10 protein-coding genes are annotated in these 18,284 nt (G+C 71.1%); 6 read left to right on the forward strand and 4 right to left on the reverse strand.

The genetic code is table 11. The annotated features are described in order from the left end of the window. Positions 1–32 precede the first annotated feature (32 nt). From ACRYCC_RS33575 to ACRYCC_RS33585, 3 genes are all read left to right on the forward strand, one after another. Positions 33–830: an alpha/beta fold hydrolase gene (locus tag ACRYCC_RS33575; RefSeq protein WP_433817825.1), complete on the forward strand. Its 798-nt coding sequence runs from the start codon at positions 33–35 to the stop codon at positions 828–830. Between the two features lie 261 nt (positions 831–1,091). Next, entirely contained in the window at positions 1,092–2,747 is a 1,656-nt protein-coding gene (locus tag ACRYCC_RS33580; RefSeq protein WP_433817827.1) for an acyl-CoA synthetase, read from the forward strand. A gap of 171 nt (positions 2,748–2,918) precedes the next feature. Further along, positions 2,919–3,467: a YceI family protein gene (locus ACRYCC_RS33585; RefSeq protein ID WP_433817828.1), complete on the forward strand. Its 549-nt coding sequence runs from the start codon at positions 2,919–2,921 to the stop codon at positions 3,465–3,467. 79 nt (positions 3,468–3,546) lie between these two features. Here ACRYCC_RS33585 and ACRYCC_RS33590 read toward each other — a convergent pair whose 3' ends face one another. Next, the gene (locus tag ACRYCC_RS33590) at positions 3,547–4,878 is read right to left on the reverse strand and encodes a HAMP domain-containing sensor histidine kinase (protein WP_433817829.1); all 1,332 of its coding nucleotides are present in this window, start codon (positions 4,876–4,878) and stop codon (positions 3,547–3,549) included. A 77-nt stretch (positions 4,879–4,955) separates the two neighbouring features. Here ACRYCC_RS33590 and ACRYCC_RS33595 point away from each other — a divergent pair, with 77 nt between their 5' ends. Together ACRYCC_RS33595 and ACRYCC_RS33600 are read left to right on the forward strand one after the other, a co-directional pair. Then, positions 4,956–5,297 carry a YidH family protein gene (locus tag ACRYCC_RS33595; RefSeq protein WP_433817830.1) on the forward strand — a complete coding sequence of 114 codons (342 nt, stop codon included), beginning with the start codon at positions 4,956–4,958 and terminating at the stop codon, positions 5,295–5,297. Positions 5,298–5,515: 218 nt separating this feature from the next. Then, positions 5,516–6,991 (forward strand): glutamate-cysteine ligase family protein, encoded by a 1,476-nt coding sequence (locus ACRYCC_RS33600; protein WP_433817831.1) that lies wholly within the window; start codon positions 5,516–5,518, stop codon positions 6,989–6,991. Between the two features lie 108 nt (positions 6,992–7,099). Here ACRYCC_RS33600 and ACRYCC_RS33605 read toward each other — a convergent pair whose 3' ends face one another. Beyond that, the gene (locus tag ACRYCC_RS33605) at positions 7,100–8,374 is read right to left on the reverse strand and encodes a PucR family transcriptional regulator (protein ID WP_490885256.1); all 1,275 of its coding nucleotides are present in this window, start codon (positions 8,372–8,374) and stop codon (positions 7,100–7,102) included. A gap of 227 nt (positions 8,375–8,601) precedes the next feature. Here ACRYCC_RS33605 and qcrB point away from each other — a divergent pair, with 227 nt between their 5' ends. Continuing rightward, positions 8,602–10,227 (forward strand): cytochrome bc1 complex cytochrome b subunit, encoded by a 1,626-nt coding sequence (gene qcrB / locus ACRYCC_RS33610; protein WP_433817833.1) that lies wholly within the window; start codon positions 8,602–8,604, stop codon positions 10,225–10,227. Here qcrB and ccrA read toward each other — a convergent pair. Both ccrA and ACRYCC_RS33620 read right to left on the reverse strand, forming a co-directional pair. Beyond that, on the reverse strand, positions 10,208–11,524 hold the full coding sequence (gene ccrA, locus ACRYCC_RS33615) for a crotonyl-CoA carboxylase/reductase (RefSeq protein ID WP_433817834.1): 1,317 nt from the start codon (positions 11,522–11,524) through the stop codon (positions 10,208–10,210). The genes qcrB and ccrA overlap by 20 nt on opposite strands. After that, the gene (locus ACRYCC_RS33620) at positions 11,517–18,146 is read right to left on the reverse strand and encodes an SDR family NAD(P)-dependent oxidoreductase (protein WP_433817835.1); all 6,630 of its coding nucleotides are present in this window, start codon (positions 18,144–18,146) and stop codon (positions 11,517–11,519) included. Before ACRYCC_RS33620 ends, ccrA begins: the two co-directional genes overlap by 8 nt. Positions 18,147–18,284: the final 138 nt, after the last annotated feature.

Consider the following 18,284-nt stretch of genomic DNA (forward strand, 5'->3'; position numbering starts at 1 on the left):
CAAGTAAGTAACTTCTGCCCTAGCCTCGCGGCGTGGACATCGTCTTCGAGCGCCGCGGGGAGGGCCCCCCGCTGGTGCTGCTGCATGGCATCGGCCACCGCTGGCAGGCCTGGGAGCCTGTCCTCGACCTGCTCGCCAAGGAGCGGGACGTGATCGCGGTCGACCTCCCCGGGTTCGGGGCGTCGCCACCGCTACCCGCGGGCACTCCCTACGTCATCGACACGGTGCTCGAGGTCATGACGGAGGCCTTCGAGAAGTTCGGCCTGGACAGGCCACACATCGCGGGCAACTCGCTGGGCGGCCTCTTCGCCCTGGAGGCCGCCGACCGGGGGCTGGTGAGCTCGGCCACCGCGTTGTCACCGGCGGGATTCACCTCTGCCGCCGAGCTCCGCTACGCGGCCGCCGTGCTGCGGGCCTCCCGGCTGGCCGCCAGGGTCCCCGACACCGTGCTGGAGGTGCTGGCACGTTCGCCGCAGCGGCGTAAGGCGATGTTCGGCTTGATCTACGGCCATCCCGAGCGGCTGAGCGCCGACGCTCTGGTCGCGGACGCGAAGGCACTGCGCGACGCGGTCGGGTTCGAACCGACGTTGCGGGCCGGAGTCGAGACCCGGTTCCGGGGCGCCTGTGCCGGAGTGCCGATCACCATCGCCTGGGGCAGCCGGGACCGCCTGCTGCTGAAGTCCCAGGCCATTCGGGCCCAGCAGCACCTGCCGAAGGCGCGCTTCGTCTGGCTTCCCGACTGCGGTCACATCCCGATGGGAGACGACCCCGAGCTGGTCGCCCAGGTGCTGCTGGAGGGCAGCGCGACTCCGGTGAGCCGAGGGATCTGAAGGCCTGCAGTCCGAAGTGCAGTCTGAGGCCTGCAACCTGAGGCCTGATCCGAGGCCTGCAGTCCGAGGCCTGCGGTCCGAGGCCTGCGGTCCGAGGCCTGCGTCCGAGGCCTGCGGTCCGAGGCCTGCAGCCTGAGGCCTGATCTGAGGCCCTTCTCTGAGGCCCTGATCTGGAGCACGCGGGTGTCGGCCGGGCTCGGTTTGACGGTCTCCGGCAATGGGGAAGTAACCACTTACTGCCCACCCCCGCCCGGAGGACGCATGCCCAGCTTCAACCTTGCCGACCTGTTCGAGATCGTGGCCGACGCGGTGCCCGACCGGCCCGCACTGGTCGCCGGGAGCACCCGGTCGACCTATCGCGAGCTGGACGAACGGTCCAACCGGGTGGCCCACCACCTGGCGCGGGCGGGGATCGGCCCCGGGGACCGGGTGGCACTGCTCTCCCACAACCGGGCCGAATGGCTGGAGGCACAGATCGGCGCCTTCAAGCTGCGCGCCGTCCCGGTGAACGTCAACTACCGCTACACCGCCGGCGAGCTGGCCCACGTGATCGCGGATTCTGGGAGCGCCGCCCTCGTCGGCGAGCGCTCCCTGATCGCCCGGCTCGGCCCCGCCCGCTCGGAGCTGACCGGCCTCCGGCACGTGGTCGTACTCGAGGACGGATCCGGCGAGGAGACGCCGGGGGCCGTCCCCTACGAGGCCGCACTGGCGAACGCGCCGGGCTCCCGGGAAGGCCTGGTGGCCCCGGGCACCGAGCGTTCCGGCGACGACCTCTACCTGCTCTACACCGGGGGCACCACCGGCCTGCCCAAGGGCGTCATGTGGCGCAGCGAGGACATCTTCTTCGCGGCGATGGGCGGCGGCAACATGATCGGCGAGCCGGTGACGACCCCCGGGGAGGTCGGCGCCAACGCCCTCGCCGGCGGGCTGACCATCTTGGTGACCGCCCCGCTCATGCACGGCGCCGGCATGTGGGTGGCATGGGCGGCGCTCACCTCGGGCGGCACGCTGGTGCTGTGGTCGGAGCCCCGGTTCACCGCGGAGGGAGTGCTGGCACTGGCGGCCAGGGAGTCCGCGCAGGTGCTGGTGCTGGTGGGCGATGCCATGGCCCGCCCGATCGCCGATCTCCTGGACCAGGCCGGAGACGACGGGAAAACGTACGACCTGTCCGCGCTGTTCGCCATCGCGACCGGCGGTTCGATCACCTCGCACGCGGTCAAACAACGCCTCCAGCGGCGGATCCCCTCGTTGCTGCTGATCCTGGACGCGGTCGGCGGATCGGAGACCGGGGCCGCCGGGCAGGGCATCGAGCCCGCGGCCGACGGGGCGCCCAGGTTCCTCACCCGGCCCGACGTCGCCGTCCTCGACGAGTCGCTCCGGCCGGTGGCCCCCGGCTCCGGGGAGGTGGGGGTCTTCGCGCGCTCCGGGCGGATCCCGCTGGGCTACTGGAACGACGAGGCCAAGACCGCCAAGACCTTCGTGACCGACGACGCGGGACGCCGCTGGGCGTTGCAGGGCGACATGGCGCGCGTCGACGAGGACGGCAATCTCGTCCTGCTCGGCCGGGGCTCACTGGTGGTCAACACCGGCGGGGAGAAGGTCTTCGTCGAGGAGGTCGAGGCCGCGCTCAAATCGCACCCGGCCGTCTACGACGCCCTGGTGGTGGGAGTACCGGACGAGCGTCTGGGCAGCCGGGTGAACGCGGTCGTCTCCGTGGCGCCCGAGCGGCACCCGGACACGGCCTCCCCGGCGGCCGGCGAGACACCGCGACTCGACCTGGACGAACTGCGGGAGCACTGCCGCAAGAGCCTGGCGGGTTACAAGGTGCCCCGGGAGATCCACCTCGTGCCGGAGGTACGCCGGTCCCCCGCGGGCAAGGCGGACTACCGTTGGGCACGCGATATCTGCGCCGGCTGACCCCGGTACGACCCACCGGGCTCCATCCACCGGGTTCCACCCTCTGGACTAGGGCCGCTGGACTTAACTTGAAGTTTCAACTAGAGTGTGGTTTATTGCTTGAAGCTTCAACCGTGGGCGGAGCCCGCGGATTTCGGCACTCTGATCCGCCACTCTGGAGGAGAACACCACATGAGCACCATTGCTTCCGACCTGGGCATCACCGCAGGTACCTGGAACATCGACCCGGCCCACTCCGAGGTCACCTTCAAGATCCGTCACCTGATGAGCAAGGTGCGCGGCACGTTCACCGAGTTCTCGGGCACGGTCGTCGTCGCCGAGGACGTCACCTCCTCCACCGCGACCGCCGAGATCAAGACCGCGTCGGTCGACACCCGCACTCCCGACCGCGACGCGCACATCAAGTCGGCCGAGATCCTCGACGTCGAGAAGTACCCGGCGCTGACGTTCAACACGACGGGCGTACGGGCCGACGGCGGCGACTACCTCGTCGACGGCACCCTGACCGTGAAGGACGTCACCCTCCCGGTGACCCTCGAGGTCGAGTTCAACGGTGTCGGCACCGACCCGTGGGGCGGCACCCGGGCCGGCTTCACCGCCACGACGTCGATCAGCCGCAAGGCCTACGGCGTCGAGTTCAACGTCCCGCTGCAGGGCGACAAGGTGCTGCTGGGCGACACCATCGAGATCCAGCTCGAGATCCAGGCCGTCAAGGCCTGAGGCAGGAATCTCCGGAAGGCGGTCGTCCGCGGGTGGACGGCCGCCTTCGGCGTTTCCGGGCCGGTTCCGGCCAGCGGGGTCACTCCCGCCCGGCAAGGGGCAGCCTCAGCACCAGCCGGGCACCCTGCGGGCTGTCCTCGATCAGCAGCGTGCCGCCGTGCGCGACCGCGATGTCCCTGGCGATGGCCAGCCCGAGGCCGGTCCCGCCGGTCTCGCGGGCACGGGCGCTGTCCAGCCGGGTGAACCGCTCGAACGCCCGCTCCCGATCCGGCACCGCGATGCCCTTCCCCCGATCGGTGATCATCAGTATCGCCCGGTCCCGGTGCACGGCGACCGCGACGTCGATCGATCCGTCCCCGTGCCGCTCGGCGTTGTCCAGCAGGTTGTCCAGCACCCGGACGAGCTGAATGCGCACACCTTTCACCCGTACTCCGGGGCAGAGGTCGGTGACGATCGGCGCCGACGAGGGGCGCATCTCCAGCTCGGCGGAGACCATCTCGGCAAGGTCGATCTCCTCGGTCACGACCGGGCCACCGGTCCCCAGCCGGGCCAGCAGCAGCAGATCCGTGATGATCGCCTCCAGCCGGTCGGTGTCGCGCAGGGCGGCGCTGAGCGTGCCCACGAGGTCGGTGTCCTCGGGGTACATCAAGGCCGATTCCAGCTCGGTGCGCAGCCCCGCGATGGGAGACCGCAGCTCATGGGAGGCGTCGGAGGCGAAGCGGCGCTGCCGTTCCACCGAGCGTTCCAGCCGTTCGATGGTCTGGTTGGCGGTACGAGCGAGCTCCGCGATCTCACCGATGCCGCAGGGCTCGGACACCCGGCGGCTCAGATCCGTACCGCTGATCTCCGCCAGCTGGGCCCGGACCTCCTCGATCGGCCGTAGCGTACGCCCCACCATGTACCACGTGGACAGCCCGGCCAACAGCACCAGGAGCAGCACCGCCGTTCCGAGCAGGTACTCCAGATGATGCCCGTGCAGCAGCCAGGGCTCGTCCACCCCCGCGTAGATCACCACCGGGGCGCTGAGCATCCGCCGCGCGGTGTAGAGACGACAGCGTCCGGCGTCACAGGCGGCGAAATTCCTGACGGGCTCGTCGAGGGAGGGCTGGTAGGCGCTGAGCGGCCGTACCCGGGCCCCGGCCGCGGAGGCGTGCACCAGCCGTTTCCGCATGTCGAACACCTGGATGAGCGGGATCCCGTTGTAGGCCGGAACGGGATCGGTCAGCGCGTCCTTACGGATCTCAGCGACGACCTTGGTGGCGGCCCGCTGGGAGTCGTTGAAGATGGTGTTCACGATGGACCGGCGCACCGCCACGTCCACCCCGACCGCCAGCATGGTCAGCAGGACGGCGGAGACGACAGTGGCTATCAGTGTGTCCCGGGCACGGATCGACCGGGGCGACAGCCGCATGATGATCCCCCCGAATCATGTCCGACCAGGTAGTGCCCCGATCCCCAGCGCCCCACAACGTACGGGACGATGAGATCATGGAGGAGCAGCCACGCGAGCCGGATCCACGGTTCACCCTTGCCAACGAACGTACCTTCCTTGCCTGGATACGTACGTCCCTGGCCCTGATCGCCGGGGGCATCGCACTGGCCGAGTTCGGTGAGCGCATCGGGCCGTCCCCGATCCGGCAGGCGATGTCGGTGGCCCCGGTGATGGCGGGCACCGCCCTGAGCCTGCTCTCCTACCTGCACTGGCGGAGCTGCCAACGCGCCCTGCGCACCGGCGAACCGCTGCCGCCGCCCCGGTTCGCCATCGGCCTCACCGCCCTCGTCGTCGCGGCCGGCCTGGTGTTGTCGATCTCCCTCCTGCTCCGGCACTGACCTGCTCGGCCACCCGTTCCACCACCGGCCTGCTCGGCCGCCGACCCGCCCGCTGACCCGCCCGCCGACCTGCCCACCGACCTGGCCACCGACCTGGCCGCCGACTTGGTCTTGGCCTCAACACCCCGCCTGCCGCACTCCCCGCCCATGGGGCGCCTTGTACGGATCCACGACCCGCAGGTGGTTTCACCGCCCGTATCGGTGGGAGATCTCCACGTATGGGCAAGGATGTCGCCCGGATCTCGGTCAGCCGGGACGATCGGCGAGCGTACCGGGAGAAAGTGCACCGCTGTCTGGACGTGCTCGCGCGCATGCTCCAGGAGTCGCAGTTCGAGTTCAACCGTCCGCACATCGGGCTGGAGATAGAGCTCAACCTGGTCGACGACCAGGGCGACCCCCTCATGCGCAACGCCGACGTCCTGGACGCCATCGCCGATCCGGCCTGGGAGACCGAGCTGGGCCAGTTCAATCTGGAGATCAACCTGCCGCCGAGGGTGCTGGGCAGCGGCGGCGAGCTCGAACAGGAGATCCGCGCCAATCTCAACAGGGCCGAGGAGGGCGCCCGGAGCGTGGGCGGCCGGCTACTCATGATCGGCATCCTGCCGACGCTGCGGGAGTCCAACATCCATCTGGGCACGCTCTCCCACAATGAGCGGTACAAGCTGCTGAACGAGCAGATCTTCGCGGCCCGGGGCGAGGATCTGCACATCACGATCGATGGAGTGGAGCGGCTGGACACCTTTGCCGACTGCATCACCCCCGAGGCCGCCTGCACGAGTGTGCAGTTCCACCTGCAGGTGAGCCCGGAGGCATTCGGGCCGTACTGGAACGCCGCGCAGGCCATCGCGGGCGCCGAGGTGGCGGTCGCCGCGAACTCACCGTTCCTGTTCGGGCACGAGCTCTGGCACGAGACCCGCATCACCCTGTTCGAGCAGGCCACCGACACCCGGCCGCAGGAGCTCAAGTCACAGGGCGTACGGCCCCGGGTGTGGTTCGGCGAACGCTGGATCACCTCGGTGTTCGATCTGTTCGAGGAGAACACCAAGTTCTTCCCCGCGCTGTTGCCCATCTGCGCGGACGAGGACCCGGAGGCCGTCCTGGCCGGCGGGGGCATCCCGCAACTGGACGAGCTCACCCTGCACAACGGCACCGTCTACCGGTGGAACCGGCCGGTGTACGCGGTCGTGGACGGCAGGCCGCATCTGCGGGTGGAGAACCGGGTGCTGCCGGCCGGGCCCACGGTCACCGACGTGATCGCCAATGGTGCCTTCTACTACGGGCTGGTCCGCTACCTCGCGGAGGAGGACCGGCCTGTCTGGTCACGGCTCCCGTTCAAGGCCGCCGAGGACAACCTGCACAGCGCCGCCCGGCACGGCATCGAGGCTCCGCTGTACTGGCCGGGGCTCGGCGAGGTGCCCGCCTCCGAACTGGTCCTGCGGCGGCTGCTGCCGATGGCCCACGAGGGCCTCGAACGGTGGGGCGTCGGCCGGGCCCGCCGCGAGCAGTTGCTGGGCATCATCGAGCAGCGCTGCATCACCGGCCAGACCGGCGCCGCCTGGCAGATGGCGACGCTGCACGCCATCGAGGAGTCCTTCGACCTGGACCGGCACGCCGCCCTGCAGCTCATGACCAACGCCTACATCGAGCGCATGCACACCAACGAGCCCGTGCACACCTGGGACATCGGCCCCTGAGCGGGCGCCGGCTCACGGAAGACCGGCCGGGGAAGGTCGGATGCGGAAGACCGGCCGCGCAAGACCGGATGCGGAAGACCGGATGCGGAAGACCGGATGCGGGAGGCGCTAGCCGCGGAAGGCGATGACCTCGCCCGCCGTCTTGCCGGCGCCGGTGACCTCCACGGCGAGGCGCTCACCGTGCGCCATGAGCAGCCGCCGGGCCCGCAGCACGATCTCCAGGTCGAACCGCAGGTCGGGATCCAGCAACTGGTCTCCGAACAGGTCCTCGAGCTGGCGCAGCCGGTAGCGCACGGTCTGCGGGTGGACGTGCAGGCGCATGGCGACCTCATTGGCGTTGCGGCCGGCCTGCAGCCAGGCCAGCAGCGTCTCCGCCAGCCGGTCCTGCTGGCTGGGCCGCAGATGCGCCAGCGGCGCCAGCCGCAGCACGGCCAGCGACTCCAGCAGGTCCTCGTCCTGGAAGACGATTAACGTGGAGATGTGCTCGACGCACCGCACCACGCCCGTCTCCTCGATGATCCCCCGCTGGCTGAGGGCGAGCGTCTGGCGGGCCCACTGCATCGAGCGGGACGCCTCGTTGAGCGGCACCGTGGGCCCGACGGCGGCGACACAGTCGGCCAGCGCGCGGTCGATGAGCTTGGCCCGGCCGGGCCCGTCGGGATCGGGGATGATCAGCGACGGCTGGCGCCGGGTGAGGTCGGCGAGGATGTCGGGGGGCATTGCGGGCAGCCGGGCGTCCTGGTGGTTGCCGCCCAGCGCGACCGCGGCGACCGTGCGCGGCAGCGGCCAGTGCGCGGCGGCGGCCAGATCGGCGATGGCGTCCATGCTGGAGGGCGGCGTGCTGAGCAGCAGGTCGAGCAGCCGCCGGCGGCGGCGCTGCATCTCCCCGGCGGCGGCGGACTGCGCCTGCGCGTGACCTTCGGCGGCCGCCGCGGCGAGCTCGTCCTGGAACGTGAGCATGGCCTCGCCGAGGGTCGCCACCACCTTGGAGGCGATGTCCAGCTCCACGGCCCCCTCGGAGATGTGCCGCCAGGCGATCAGGCCACCGACCCGGGTGGCCGCCTGCATCGCGTCGAGGCTGCGCCCCTCCCCGGCCTCGCCGCGGCCGATCGCGCGGAAGAAGTCGGTGACGGACTCGGCCGGCGTGTCGGGGGAGCCGATCCGGTCCACGAAGTACTGGAGGACGCGCTCGACGGCGAGCCGCAGCGTCGCCGAGTACGGTCCGTCGCCCGGGCGTGAGTACTCCCGGACCCGCGCCTGGATCTCCTGGATCATGTCATCCGCCACCTCGTCGAGGTGGGGCCGGATCATCTCCGCCACCTCCTGGGGGATGTCCGCCCAGGGCTGACGAGACGGGGCGGATGGACCGGTTTCTCCAGCCACGCAGCTACCTCCAGCCGGTCACGACCTCACCAGTAACGCACACGGCAATAGGAGATGTGGTTACTTGCGCAACTACTACGGGAAAAATCATGACCTGTCGGTGGCCAGGTCGCCAGTGTAGGTCGGATCAAGGCCAGCTTCGGCCGCGGCGGCATGTCACGAAATGGGATATCCAATCCGTCTTGGTGGGTAGATGCGAATTGGTGACGGGCGATCTGGAGGTCCCGATGGCCGCTCCCCCCAAGGCACCGGCCGGCCGCGGTGCGAAGTCAGCCAGGGCGATCGACGACCGCTTCGGACCCGGGAAGTTCCTCGGCAAGGCCATGAAGAAGGCCTTCCCCGACCACTGGAGCTTCCTGCTCGGTGAGATCGCCCTGTACTCGTTCTTGATCATCTTGCTGACCGGGATCTTCCTGACGTTGTTCTTCCGGCCGAGCATGGGCGAGGTGGTCTACAACGGGTCATACGTGCCGCTGCGGGGTGAGCGGATGAGCGAGGCCTACGCCTCGACGCTGCACATCAGCATGGACGTCCGCGGCGGGCTGCTGATGCGGCAGATGCACCACTGGGCGACCGTCATCTTCCTGGCGGCGATCGTCATCCACATGCTGCGCAACTTCTTCACCGGGGCCTTCCGCAAGCCACGCGAGCTCAACTGGCTGATCGGCGTGGCGCTGTTCACCCTGGTGCTGCTCAACGGCCTGTTCGGCTACTCGCTCCCGGACGACCTGCTGTCCGGGGCGGGCCTGCGGATCCTCTACGGGGTGATCCTCTCGCTTCCGGTCGTCGGCAGCTATCTCATGTACTTCCTGTTCGGCGCGGGCGGTTTCCCGGGCGACGCGCTGATCCCCCGCCTGTTCACCATCCACGTCCTGCTCATCCCGGGCATCCTGCTGGCCCTGATCCCGCTGCACGGCGTCGTGCTCACCTGGATGCAGACGCACACGCAGTTCCCCGGCAAGCGCAGCACCAACCGGACCGTCCGCGGCTACCCGTTCTTCCCCGTCTTCGTCGCCAAGACGACCGCGTTCTTCCTCTGGGTCTTCGCCGTCACCGCGCTGCTGGCCACGTTCTTCCAGATCAACCCGATCTGGCTGTTCGGGCCGTACCGCCCGGAGGACATCACCGCGGGTTCGCAGCCGGACTGGTACATGGGCTTCATGGAGGGCGCGCTGCGCATCATGCCCGCCTGGGAGGTCAACCTGTGGGGCCACACGCTGGCGATGAGCGTGATCATCCCCGCTCTGGTGGTGCCCGGTCTCCTGTTCACCGGGCTGGCCCTCTACCCGTTCCTGGAACGCTGGGTGACCGGCGACCACGAGGTGCACCACCTGCTGGACCGGCCGCGGGACGTGCCGGTGCGCACCGCCATCGGCGCGGCGGGCATCGCCTTCTACGGCGTGCTGTGGGCGGCGGGCGGCAACGACGTCCTGGCCACACGCTTCTCCATCCCGCTGTTCTGGACGACGTGGTTCTTCCGGTTCGCCGTCTTCCTCGCGCCGGTGGCCGCCTACATGGTGACGTACCGGATGTGCCTGGGCCTGCAGGGACGGGACCGCAGCCTGGTCTCGCACGGCCTGGAGACCGGGATCATCAAGCGGATGCCGGACGGGGAGTACATCGAGGTCGAGCGGCCCCTCACCGCGGAGGAGCTGGCACCGATCACCGATGCCCGCCCGTCGCCCGCGGTCGTGCTGGCCCGCCCGGAGCTGGACGGCATCCAGGCGCCGGCGAACCGCGGTCCCGTGAACCGGCTGAGGGTCGCCCTGAACCGCAGGTTCATGACCGACCTCGGCGGGCCCCCGCAGGAGCCCGCCGAGGAACAGCGGGCGATCAGTGGCGGTAAAGGTTGATCTTGTCCTCGCCGATGCGCTCGCGCATGGCGTAGTCGTCGATGCCCTCGTTCTCCTTCAGGGCACCGCACAGCACCGCGACCTTGCCGATGTGCTGGTTGGTCTGCACCGCGCGGGTGGCCTCGGCCGCCTCGGTGAGCGGGAAGACCTTGGAGAGCGTCGGGTGGATCATGCCGAGGCTGATCAGCCGGTTGGTCTCCACGGCCTCGTGGTAGTTGAAGCCGTGCGAGCCGACGATGCTCTTGAGCCGCATCCACAGGAAGCGGTTGTCGTACTCGTGCTTGTAACCGGTGCTGGAACCACAGGTCACGATCTTTCCGCCGCGCTTGGCGACGTAGACCGAGGCGCCGAAGGTCTCGGCGCCGAGGTACTCGAACACGATCTGCGGGTCCTCGCCGACCAGCCGGCGTACGGCCTCGCCGAGGATCCGGCCGGCCTTCGGATGCCGGAAGCCCCGCTCGCCCAGCTCCAGCTCTTTGCGGTTGATGACGTGCTCACAGCCCTGGGCCCGGACGAGGTCGGCCTTGGCCTCCGAGCCGACCACCGCGACGGGGATGCCGCCGCCGTTCCGGACCAGCTGGGTGGCGTAGCTGCCCAGGCCGCCGGTGCCGCCCCAGACCAGGACGACGTCGCCCTGCTTCATCTGGGCGCCGTGCTTGCCGACCAGCATGCGGTACGCCGTCGAGGCGCACAGCGTGTTGGCGGCCGACTCCTCCCAGCTCAGGTGGCGGGGCTTCTTGATCAGCTGGTTGGCCTTGACGATGCAGTACTCGCCCAGGGAGCCGAAGTTGGTCTCGAAGCCCCAGGCCAGCTGGGTCTCGGTCATCATGCCGTCGTCGTAGGAGGCGTGGTCCTCCTCGTCCACGTAGGACGGGGAGATGACGACCTTGTCGCCGACCTTCCAGTGCTTGACGCCGACGCCGGTGCGCACGACCACGCCGGAGCCGTCGGAGCCGAGGATGTGGTACGGCAGGTTGTGCCGGGCGCCGTTCCAGCCCTGGCGGCCGAACTTCTCGAGGAAGGCGAAAGTCGGAACCGGCTCGAAGATGGCCGACCAGACGGTGTTGAAGTTGATGGCCGCCGACATGACCGCGACGACGCACTCGTCGGGTGCCAGCTCCGGCATCTCGACCTCACCGACGTGCAGTGACCTGCGTACGTCCTTGTCGGTCTCGCCTTCGAAGATGCCCACTTCGTTCTTGAGCGTGTACGCGGCCGTGAACCTGGACGGCAGTTCGCACTCGCTCAACTCAGCGGCGTCAGCGCCTGCGCGTACGGCGTCGAGCAGGTCAGACATCGATAACCTCCGGGGTACGTGACGGGTCGACCACTGGCGCGCCTCCAGCGAGCTGTTCGCCCAGGTGGGCGGCGATGGCCTCCACACCAGGGGGATCGAGCAGATTCAGGTGATGCGTCTGCGGGATCCAGACGATCTCCAGATTCGAGCAGAGCTCCCCGAAACCATTGGTCTCGTCGAGCGCGTAGCGTTCACCGACGTCCAGCCCCCAGGGGGTGGGGTCGGGGGCGCGGTACAGGACCACCCGGCCCTCGTAAGGCTGTGGGTGGTAGGCCTCCAGGGATCTGGTGTCCTGGTGCGAGGTGAGCTGGTGGTGCAGCACCGCCGGCGGAAGGATCTCGATCAGCGGCGCCGCGCGCTCCATGACCAGCGCGAACTGCTGCTCTTCCGACAGTCCGGCCAGCTCATCGTAGGACAGGACGAGGTTCAGCCCGTAGGTGGTGTTCAGGTACTCGACGAAGGCGGAGAACCGCCTGGCCAGCGTGTCGGCCTCGTCCTCCACCGGCCTGGGCACCCCGGCGTCGAACAGCACGACCATCTCGACCTCGCGGCCGGCGGCCACCAGCTGGCGGGCGGTCTCGTAGGCCAGCACGCCGCCGAACGACCAGCCGCCGAGCCGGAACGGCCCTTCGGGCTGCGCCTGCCGCAGGTGCTCGACGTACCGGGCGCACCGCTCCTCCACGGTGGGGGCGTCCTCGAACCGCTCCAGCCCGAAGAAGGGCTGGTCGGGGCCGAGCAGCGAGGCCAGCTGCTGGTACACGCCGGTGGTGCCGCCCGCCGGATGCGCCGAGAAGAACGGCAGGCGCGTTCCGTGCGGCTGGAGCGGCCGCACGGTCTGCCGCGCCGCCTCCTCCTCCGCGCCGCGGATGACCTCCGCGACGTGCTCGGCCGTCGGCGTGACGAACAGCTCGGACCGGTTGAGCTCGCAGCCCAGCTCGGCGGTGAGATGCCGGACGACCTCGTCGGCCTGGTGGTCGTGGCCGCCCAGCTCGGCGAAGAAGTCGGCGATGACGCTGACGCGGGAGACCCCGAGGACCTCCTCGAAGATCCGTACGGCCAGCCGCTCGGCGGCGTCCCGGGGCATGACGTAGGAGGGGTCCTCGGCCACCGTCACCTGGGCCGGCACCGGCGCGTCGCCGAGCCCGAGCTCGCCGGCCGCCCAGGCCTCGAAGGACCCGACGCTGGCGCCCTGCAGCAGGATCGCCGGGGGCACGGTCAGCCCCAGATCGTGCTCCACACCGCTCTTGATCCGCACCGCAACCAGCGAGTCGAGACCGAGCTCGGTCAGCGGAACGGCCGGATCCAGCTGCTCGGGGGCGTACCCCAGCACGGTGGCGATCCGCCAGCGCGTCCGGTCGGAGATCATGCGCCTGGCCAGTGCGGGTTCCAGCTCCTTGAGCGCCTCGGGCCCGGGCCAGCCGGCGTCCTCGGCGTCCTGCCGCTGCTCGGCCTCGCTGACCAGCGCCGTGAAGTACGGCATGCCGGTGATCTCGGGGAACAGGCTGAGCGCCGTCACCGCGTCGAAGCGGACGACTCCGGTCGCGGCCCGGTCGTGGGCGAGCAGCGCCTCCAGCGCCTCGGCGCCCTCGTCCGGTGTGATCGGCGCGAGCACGGTGACGCTGAGGTCGGCGGCCCCGCCGACCTGCGACCAGGGGCCCCAGTTGATGGTCGTCGCGGGCAGTCCCTGCGCCCGGCGCCAGTCGACGAGGGCGTCCAGCGCGGCGTTGGCCGCGGCGTAGGCCGCCTGGCCGGGCGAGCCCAGCAGGGCGGCGGCGCTCGAGTGCACCAGCCACCAGTCGAGATCCAGACCTCGCGTCGCCTCGTGCAGCCGCCACGCACCGCCGACCTTCGGGGTCCACACGGTGTGCAGATCCTCGGCGCCCAGGTCGGCGATCAGCCGGTCGTCCATGCCGGCCGCGCCGTGCACCACGCCGCACAGCCGGACGCCGCCCTCCTGGGCCACCGCGACCAGCCGTTCGGCGACTCCGGGCTCGGCTACGTCGCCGAGGACCACCCCGACGTCCACGCCGCTCTCCCGCAGCCTGGCGATGATCTTCTCCGCGTCGGGCCGGGGCCCGGACCGGCCGGACAGCACGATCCGCCCGGCGCCGCGCTCGGCCAGCAGCCGCGCGGTGACCAGGCCGATTCCGCCGTAGCCACCGGTGATGATGTACGAGCCGCCACGGCGCACGATCTTCTTGGGCCTGCCCTCGCCCAGTGCGGCGGCCTGGAGCCGGGCGACGTAGCGTACGCCGTCGCGGTAGGCCACCTCGGTGTCGGCCGCGCCGGCGGCCAGCTCCGCGAGCAGCAGCCCGCCCGTCGCCAGGTCGGCCGTGCCCGGTCCGGTACGCGGCTCGCCGGTCTCGGGCGGAAGGTCGACCAGGGTGGCGCGCAGTGCCGGGTGCTCGAAGCCGAGGACCCGGACCAGGGCCCGGACGAAGGCCCGGCGGGGGTCACCGCCCTCCCGCTCCCGTACGGCCAGCGCGCCGCGGGTGACGATCCACAGCCGCGGCGGGGTCTCGGCCGCCGGCCCGCCGCTCTGCTCGCCCGCGGGCGGGGACGCCAGTGCGCGAGCCGCACCGGTGACCGCGAGCACCAGCCGCTCGTCCACCAGATCGGCGGGCGGGGCCAGCACGACATGCCGCGGGGACCGCGCCGCCATCGCGCGCACGAAGGCCTCGACGTCGTCCCAGTCGACGGCGGCGGCGCCCTCGCCCGGCACGCCGTCACCCGGCACACCGTCACTCAGCACCTCGGCACCCAGGCCGAGGTCACCCAGCACAAGGTCACCCAGCACGACGCGGGTCCCCGGGTCGCCGCCCTCCGGGGTCTCCAGCGCCGGCGTCTCCTGCCAGGCCGGCTCGACGAGCTTGCCGGTCAGCGGGACGGGCACCTCCGTGGCCGGCACTCCGCGCAGCACGACGCCGGTGGCCTCGGCGAGGACCTCGCCGTCGTTGCCGAGCAGGCGTACGGTGCCGACCGGGCCGTGCTCGGCCTGCACGATCTCGGTCTGGACCCGGCCGCCACGGTGCGTCGGGCCGAGCACCCGCAGCCCGCCGATCCAGGAGGGCAGCACGGTGCCGTCACCCGCCGCACCCCCGGACTGTGCCGCTCCGGACTGGGCGTCGGCCTCCGCGCACAGGACGGCGAGACAGCGGTCGAACACCTCGGGGTGCAGCCGGTAGTGCCTGCTGCCCCGTACCGCGGGCTCGACCGCCACCCCCGGCTCGGTTCCCGCCACCGAGGCGGGACCGGAGTCGGGACCGACCTCGGCGTAGGCCAGCCGGGCCCAGGTGCCGGCCGGGTTCAGCGCGTGGATCTCCACTCGCCGGTCGGCGACGGTGAGGGTCGTCGTGACGGTGGTCTGCTCCTCCAGCGGGAGCAGCCGCTCCACGCACAGGCCGTTGACGCGGAGTGGCGAGGTGGAGGTGCCGCCGAGCGCCTCGGTGCCGGCGGCCAGCGCCATCTCGGCCAGCGCCGCGGCGGGCAGCAGCGTGGTGCCGTGCACGTGCCGTCCGGCGAGCCAGGGCTGTGCGGCGGTGCCCACCTCGGCCCGCCAGGCGTGCCGGTCCTCGCCCGGCAGCTCCACGTGCGCGCCGAGCAGCGGGTGTTCGTCCGCCCGCGGGGCCGGGCGCGGGGCGACCCAGTGCCGCTCGTGCCGCCAGGGCGCCGCCGGCAGATCGATGATCCTGCCACCGGCGGGCGGGCTCACCTGGTGACCGTGGACGGCGAGGGTGGCGAGCGCGACATGGAAGGTGAGGGTGTCGTCGGTCTCCTGGCCCTTGGGCGCCCGCTTGAGCGTGTGGGCGACCAGCGTGCCGGGAACGTCGTGCAGCGTCTCGCCGACCGCGTGCGACAGGATCGGATGGGCGTTGATCTCGACGAACGTGCGGTGGCCGTCCGCCGCGGCGGCGGAGACCGCGTCGGTCAGGCGGACCGGGTTGCGCAGGTTGGCCACCCAGTACTCGGCGTCCGGCGTCGCGCTCCCCGTGAGGGCGCGCGGGTCCTCCAGAGCCGTGGTGTAAAGCGTGATGCCCTCCGCCAGCGGCGTCCCCGGGGAGCCGCCGAGGTCGGCCAGCTCCTCCCGGAGCAACGGCAGCAGCGGGTCGACCTGCGGGGAGTGCCCGGCGCCCTCGGCCTTGACCATCCGGGCCAGCACGCCCCGCTCCTCGGCGCGGGCGACCACCAAGGCGACCTGGTCGGCGTTGCCGGTGACCACGGTCTGCCGGGGCGAGGAGTGCACGGCGGCGTACACCTCGGAAAGGTCCGCGGCCAGCTCGGCGACCTCGGCGGCGGACAGGCCGAGCACGGCCATCGCGCCACCGCCCACGAGCCGCGTCAGCAGCCGGGACCGGCGGGTGATGACCTTGACGCCGTCCTCGACGGTCAGCGCGCCCGCGATCACCGCGGCGGCGACCTCGCCCATCGAGTGACCGATCACCGCTGACGGAGTGACGCCGTACGACGCCCACATCCTGGCCAGCCCGATCTGGATGCCGAACAGCACCGGCATGGTCTGCGCGGGACCGTCCGGCTGCTCCCCGGCCTCCAGCAGATCCCACAGGGAGAAGCCGGCCTCCTCGGTGAACAGCGCGTCCAGGTCGTCGATGGCCTCGGCGAACGCGGCCTCCTCGGCCAGCAGCTTCTGGGCCATCCCGGGGCGCTGCGCGCCGTACCCGGAGAAGACCCAGACCGGGCGGGCCGGGGCGGCGGTCAGCGCCTTGCCGGCGACGACCGCGGGGTGCGGCCGTCCGGCGGCGAGCGCGTTCAGTCCGTCCAGCAGCCCGGCGCGGTCGCGCGCCACGACGGCCGTACGGGCCCGGCCCCGGCCGTCGCGCCGGTGCAGGGTGTGCGCGACGTCGGCCAGCGGGACGTCCTGGTGATCCTCCAGCCACGCCGCCAGCGCGGCCGCGTGATCGACGATCCGCTCGGCGGAGGTGTCGGAGAGGCTGTACGCGCGGGCCGAGGCGGGCCGGGGCACCACCGTCTGCGGGCCGGCGCCCTCCAGGACGACATGGGCGTTGGTGCCGCCGAACCCGAAGCCGGACACCCCGGCCCGGGCCGGGTGATCGCGGCGCGGCCACGGGGTCCGGGCCGCCACCACCTCCAGCCGCAGATCCTCGAAGGGGATGTGCGGGTTGGGCTCCCGGTAGTGAATGCTCGGCGGCAGCGTCTGGTGATGCAGCGCCAGCACCGTCTTGATCAGGCCCGCGATGCCCGCGGCGGACTCCATGTGGCCCAGGTTGGACTTGGCCGATCCGATCAGCAGCGGCCGGTCCTCCGCCCGGCCCGCGCCGAGCACCTCGCCCATGGCCTTGGCCTCGATCGGGTCGCCGAGGAAGGTCCCGGTGCCGTGCGCCTCGACGTAGTCCACCTCGCGGGTGTCGATCCCCGCGCGGGCGTAGACGTCGCGCAGCAGCGCCTTCTGCGCGTCCGAGTTGGGCGCGACCAGGCCGTTGGACCGGCCGTCGGAGTTGACCCCGGAGCCCTTGATGAGCGCGAGCACGCGGTCGCCGTCCCGGCGGGCGTCCGACAGCCGCTTGAGCACGATGACGCCGCACCCCTCGGCACGGACCATCCCGTCGGCGGAGGCGTCGAAGGCCTTGCACCGGCCGTCGGCGGCGGTGCCCCCGGCCTGGTCGAAGGTCATCGTGATGGTCGGGGAGAGCAGCAGGTTGACGCCGCCCGCCAGCGCCACGTCCGCCTCACCGCCGCGCAGGGCCTGCACGGCGAGGTGGGTGGAGACCAGCGAGGACGAGCAGGCGGTGTCCACGATCATGCTGGGCCCGCGCAGGTCCAGCAGGTACGACAGCCGGTTGGCGATGATGCTCAGCGCCGCGCCGGTCGCGGTGAACGCCTCCAGCCGGGCGAAGTCGGACGCGGTGAAGGCGGCGTACTCGGGGGCGGAGACACCGACGAACACGCCGGTGCGGGTGCCGCGCAGCGTGGCGGGGGCGATGCCGGCGTTCTCCAGGGCCTCCCAGGCCACCTCGAGCACGAAGCGCTGCTGGGGGTCCATGACGGACGCCTCGCGCGGGGTGATGCCGAAGAACTGGGCGTCGAAGCCGGCGATGTCCTCGATGAAGCCGCCGAGCTTGGTGGTCTTGGCGAGCAGGTCCGCGACCTCGGGCGAGCCGTCGTTGAAGGCGTCCCAGCGGCCCTCGGGGACCTCCCGGACGGCGTCGCCGCCGCTGGTGAGCAGGTCCCAGTACGACTCCGGTCCGGTGACGCCGCCGGGGAACCGGCAGCCGATACCGACCACGGCGATGGGCTCGTCGGTCGTGGTGGCGGCGGACGCGGGCGGGGCGGTGGCCTGCGCGGGAGCGGCCGGGGCGGCGTCGTCGCCGCTCGCCAGGGCCACGGCGAGCCGGTTGATGGTGGGGTACTCCCAGACGAGCGTGGCCGGCAGTGCGCGGCCGAGCATCTGCTCCAGTTCGCCGGCGATCGCCACCGCGTCACGGGAGGCCAGTCCGAATTCTTCGAGTGGGCGGTCGGGATCGACCTCTTCGGTGCTAATCCGTGAGCGGCGCGCGACCTGGTCGATCAGGTAACGCCGGACCGAATCTTCGGTGACCGCCGGCGACTCGCCATGCGCAACTCCGGAACGATCATTCGACTGCATGAGTGTGGTTCCCCCAACGATGAACCCCGGATCGGATCGTTCGAAGCGGAGGACCCACCTTGTCCTATTTTGAGTACATCATGATGCGCATCGGAACCACTTTTCTCAGGAGTTCCTTGTCACGTCAATGACAAGACG

It is taken from the genome of Actinomadura scrupuli (genome assembly GCF_050971785.1).
Taxonomy (GTDB): Bacteria; Actinomycetota; Actinomycetes; order Streptosporangiales; family Streptosporangiaceae; genus Actinomadura_E; species Actinomadura_E scrupuli.

Bases quoted from the DNA above. Each gene is read 5' to 3' on its own strand.
- ACRYCC_RS33620 (WP_433817835.1), bottom strand. From the start codon at position 18,146: ATGCAGTCGAATGATCGTTCCGGAGTTGCGCATGGCGAGTCGCCGGCG.
- ccrA (WP_433817834.1), bottom strand. From the start codon at position 11,524: ATGTCTGACCTGCTCGACGCCGTACGCGCAGGCGCTGACGCCGCTGAG.
- ACRYCC_RS33595 (WP_433817830.1), top strand. From the start codon at position 4,956: ATGGAGGAGCAGCCACGCGAGCCGGATCCACGGTTCACCCTTGCCAAC.
- ACRYCC_RS33600 (WP_433817831.1), top strand. From the start codon at position 5,516: ATGGGCAAGGATGTCGCCCGGATCTCGGTCAGCCGGGACGATCGGCGA.
- ACRYCC_RS33585 (WP_433817828.1), top strand. From the start codon at position 2,919: ATGAGCACCATTGCTTCCGACCTGGGCATCACCGCAGGTACCTGGAAC.
- ACRYCC_RS33590 (WP_433817829.1), bottom strand. From the start codon at position 4,878: ATGCGGCTGTCGCCCCGGTCGATCCGTGCCCGGGACACACTGATAGCC.
- ACRYCC_RS33580 (WP_433817827.1), top strand. From the start codon at position 1,092: ATGCCCAGCTTCAACCTTGCCGACCTGTTCGAGATCGTGGCCGACGCG.
- qcrB (WP_433817833.1), top strand. From the start codon at position 8,602: ATGGCCGCTCCCCCCAAGGCACCGGCCGGCCGCGGTGCGAAGTCAGCC.